Genomic DNA, 4,061 nt, shown 5'->3' on the forward strand with positions numbered 1-4,061 from the left:
ACTTGACCTTCTACTTCGACACTATAATAGTTACACATTCCTTTCCAGCCACAGCTAGTATGAGTGTTGCTATCTGTAAAATATTGTTTGTTGAGACTATCTGGCGGAAAGTATTGATTGTTTTCAACAACGACTGTTGCATCGCTTTGGGCTAAGATAACACCGTTCCAAGTTGCTGTAGTCATGGTAATTTTAGATTCGATCGATAAAAAGTGAGAGTTTTGTCCGATCCGGATTTTAACCGATCGTTAAAACTCTCCTTACTTTAACATTCAACTCTTCGTGCCGCTGGCTGGACGATCGACTTGTGGTGGTATCGATCGAGCTTTTACAGATTCTCCAATTAAATCTGCCAATAAATCTGCACTATTAATCACACCTAGCGAACTAGTATTAGAAGCCATCATCTTCAAGCGTTGAGGATTTTGGAGCAGAGTGAGAACTTCCCCCGCTAAAAATTGAGCTGTGAGAGTTTCTTGGCGAAATAAGAGCGCGCCATGAGCGGCAGCTAAGACATTAGCATTGTAATATTGATGATCCTCGGCGGCATAGGGATAGGGAATTAAAATTGATGGCGTGCGGGTAATCATCAACTCATTCAAGGTAGCCGCACCCGCTCGACTAATTGCCAAATCGGCTCGTTGGAACAGTCCTGCCATATTTTCACAGAAAGGCAAGACGATATACTGAGGGTGTGAGATAGTGTCTGTCGAGGCATTTGCACCACCAACGATATGCACGATGGTTGCGCCAGCATCCAACCAGGTACTAACGCATTCGCGAATCATCTGATTGAGGGCTACCGCACCTTGAGAGCCGCCGACAACCACAACCAGGGGACTGGTATCGGGAATGGGTAAATCGAGGGGTTGTGGTGTCAGGAACTGCTGACGACAGGGAGTTCCGAGATAGATAGTTTTAGCGCGGGGGAGATATTTAGCCGTTTCCACAAAGCCGACGGCGACTTTGGTGCAAAAAGGACTCAGCCAGCGGGTAACTTTGCCAGGGATTGCATTCGATTCATGGAGAAATACGGGTAAACCGAGCGAATAAGCCGCTAAAATAGCAGGAGCAGAAATATAACCACCCGTACTAAAGACGGCATCAAAATGACCCTGTTTGAGCAGTTTGCGGACTTGAAACGTACCTTTAATCAATCCGCCGATTGTTTTGAGCGTACCGATGCCAGGTTTGCCCTGAAAACCACCGACTCGAATTAGATGTAATGGGTATTCTTTGGGTACTAACTTAGATTCTAGTCGATCGGGCACTCCCAACCATTCGATCTGATATCCCGAAAGCTTTTGAGCGACTGCAATTCCGGGGAATACATGTCCCCCCGTTCCACTTGCGGCAATTAGGAGCTTAATAGCTGCATTAGACACTAGTATTTTAATTCCTCACCAGCAACACAGGTATTTTAGCCGTTTGCGTAGCATCTCCGCTAGGATAATCGTTGCTTCTGTTATTCTAATATGTAATATCGATCGGCTGATTAAGATGCGCGATCGCTACCCCAGCGACTTTGGCAAAGTGTCGCAGGCTGCGGGGTTTGTCTGTAACTGCCATTTTGAGAATCGATATCAGACGTTTGCCAATTCCACATCCCTCATTTTTCCTAAAATATGTTGTTGCAATCTATCTACCGCTTTCTAACCGCTACAAAGTCAACTAGATTTCGGTATCGAATAGCAATTTTGGCACTAGCAGTCAGTTGTCAGCAAGCTGTCATGCTCCCCGCTCGCGCTCAAAATGCGACATTAAATGCGCCTGCTGCTCTTAAAACACTCCTCACTAAAATTGACGCAGCCGCCAACCAACGCAAACTCCCCGAATTGACTGGGTATTACAGTCCGAATTTTAGTACCAGCGATGGCTTAACTAAAGCAACTTGGGAGCAATCTTTAGGACAATTTTGGCAAACCTATAGCAATCTTACCTACGCGACGACATTAGATGGCTGGCAGGGTGCGGGCAATACTTATACCGCTAATACTACTACCAAAATTACTGGCGTACAAAAGATCGACGGTAGAACTCTCAATCTTCAAGCTACCATTCAATCGCAGCAAAAAATTGTCGGCGGGCAAATCGTTTCGCAACAGATATTGCAAGAGCGTACCCAAGTATCGAGCGGTGCCAAACCACCGACGATCGAACTCAATTTACCTACCAAACTGCAAACTAATGCCGAGTATAATCTAGATGCGATCGTCACCGAACCGCTCGGCGAAGATGTACTATTAGGGGCGACGATCGAACAACCAGTCTCAGCTCAAAGTTATGGTAAGCCCGCTAACTATAAGTTAGAATTACTCTCGGCTGGAGGCTTGTTTAAAATTGCCCGCGCTCCTGGTAAATCTGGCGATTATTGGTTCTCTACCGTCTTCATTCGTCCTAGCGGTACGACAACTCTAACTCAGCGAGTCCGCGTAATTAAGGATAACTAAGATTCGCCAGGAGCGCAGGTAGTAGGGGCAATTCATGAAGCGGCGGTTTTATTCTGGGGTTCCCCCAGAATAAAAAACCGACAAGACAGCGGCTCGCGTTTCTCCTGTCGGAGACGCTCCGCGAACGTCGGGTTCCCCGACGGTTTAGCGAGACAAGACAGCGGCGGTTTTATATCTCCTGTCGGAGCGACCCAAATCACGCGGAGGTTCCCTCCGCATGTGTTTGGGTCAAGACAGAGGCTACGCCAACGGAGGTTCCCTCCGAATAAAAAAACCGACAAGACATTGCCCCTACTACTACTGTGCAGTAATTCCACTCGTGAAAATTGAAACCGGATCTGATGGTGGTTTTTAAAAATAAAACTGCTGCAATCCGCATTCTCTCGTCAAAAACTGTCAAGATTGAAGCGATCGAATAGCGTCAGAGTTTTAAAATGAGGATTGCTGCTACTTGTGATTACTTACCTAGCAACTTCACAACCCCAATTCCGCTGAAATACAGGGCTAAAACCGCACCAGCGAGCAAACTTTGAGTAAGAGGATCTGTCGAAGGGGTGACAATCGCACCGACTACCATCGCGCCGACTACCACACTCTTCCAACCAGCTAACATCAATTGCGAAGAGAGAATCCCCAATAAAGATAGTAAAATTTGCACCACGGGTAATTCAAATAACAACCCCGTCGCAAATAATAAAACTAACACGAATTCAAAATATCGATCGATCGACCAAGCTTGCTCGACGACATTTTCGCCGTAACCGATTAAGAAATTCAACGCCGCTGGAATTAAGACAGCATAAGCAAACCCAATTCCCACGACAAATAATCCCGACGCACCTACTACTACAGGCAATACTAGTTGTCGCTCGCGTCGCGTCAAGCCGGGAATCACAAATTGAATGATTTGATAGAGAATAACCGGACTAGCTACTAATAAGCCGCAATAGCCAGCCACCTTCACCGAGACAAAAAAGTATTCCCCTGGAGCCAATTGCAGGAATTTAATCCCCGTTGCGGGAATTTCTAATATTTGAACGATTTGTTTGGCGTAGACAAAACAGCCTGCGGCTCCCAGTGCTACTGCAATTATCGCGTAAAAAATCCGCTGACGTAACTCTTCCAAATGCTCGAAAAAAGACATCTCCTCATCTGCGGGAACGTCGTCTAATTCGCCGATAGGATCTTCCTCCTCTGGATATGGTGCCCATAGTGAAGTACTCAGTTCGGAATCGGACTGAAGATCGGTGTCTACTTCTGGAGTCATCGCGGCAGTTTTGTCTGAAACTTTTCTTTAATTATAGAGGATCGAGGAGTTAACGAAGGGGGGGGCGGGGAGCGGGGAGACTTCCGAGTAACAAGAGCTTAATTTAATAAACTTCCGATTGAATATCTTTAATCAAATTGAGAGCCTGATTGGCGCGATCGAGATTACCAACCTCTTTAAATAATTTAGCAGCAAATTGGAAATCGGCGATCGCCCGATCGCGATTGCCAGCGCGGGCGTAAGCAATCCCCCGATTGAGGTAAGCTAGAGCATATTTAGGTCTAATTTGAATCGCCCGTTCGTAACTGGCAATTGCGCCTTGAGAATTACCCGCATCGTCTAGC

5 protein-coding genes are annotated in these 4,061 nt (G+C 46.3%); 1 reads left to right on the plus strand and 4 read right to left on the minus strand.

The window, feature by feature from the left end; genetic code table 11:
• On the minus strand, positions 1–185 hold a 185-nt coding region (locus RMO79_RS11880; protein ID WP_310483377.1), incomplete at its 3' end, for a DUF427 domain-containing protein.
• A gap of 87 nt (positions 186–272) precedes the next feature.
• On the minus strand, positions 273–1,385 hold the full coding sequence (gene murG / locus RMO79_RS11885; protein ID WP_310483378.1) for an undecaprenyldiphospho-muramoylpentapeptide beta-N-acetylglucosaminyltransferase: 1,113 nt from the start codon (positions 1,383–1,385) through the stop codon (positions 273–275).
• Between the two features lie 240 nt (positions 1,386–1,625).
• Between murG and RMO79_RS11890 the strand changes: the two genes are divergently transcribed.
• A complete protein-coding gene (locus RMO79_RS11890; protein ID WP_310483379.1) occupies positions 1,626–2,450 on the plus strand; it encodes a nuclear transport factor 2 family protein in 825 nt (274 codons plus the stop codon).
• 457 nt (positions 2,451–2,907) lie between these two features.
• Here RMO79_RS11890 and tatC read toward each other — a convergent pair whose 3' ends face one another.
• Together tatC and RMO79_RS11900 are read right to left on the minus strand one after the other, a co-directional pair.
• Complete coding sequence (tatC, locus tag RMO79_RS11895; RefSeq protein ID WP_396136579.1) at positions 2,908–3,717, minus strand: twin-arginine translocase subunit TatC; 810 nt, start codon at positions 3,715–3,717, stop codon at positions 2,908–2,910.
• 103 nt (positions 3,718–3,820) lie between these two features.
• Positions 3,821–4,061, minus strand: a 241-nt coding sequence (locus RMO79_RS11900; protein WP_310483381.1) for a tetratricopeptide repeat protein, incomplete at its 5' end; no start/stop codon positions are given.

The organism is Chamaesiphon sp. VAR_48_metabat_403 (assembly GCF_031422475.1).
In the GTDB taxonomy this organism is placed as follows: domain Bacteria; phylum Cyanobacteriota; class Cyanobacteriia; order Cyanobacteriales; family Chamaesiphonaceae; genus Chamaesiphon.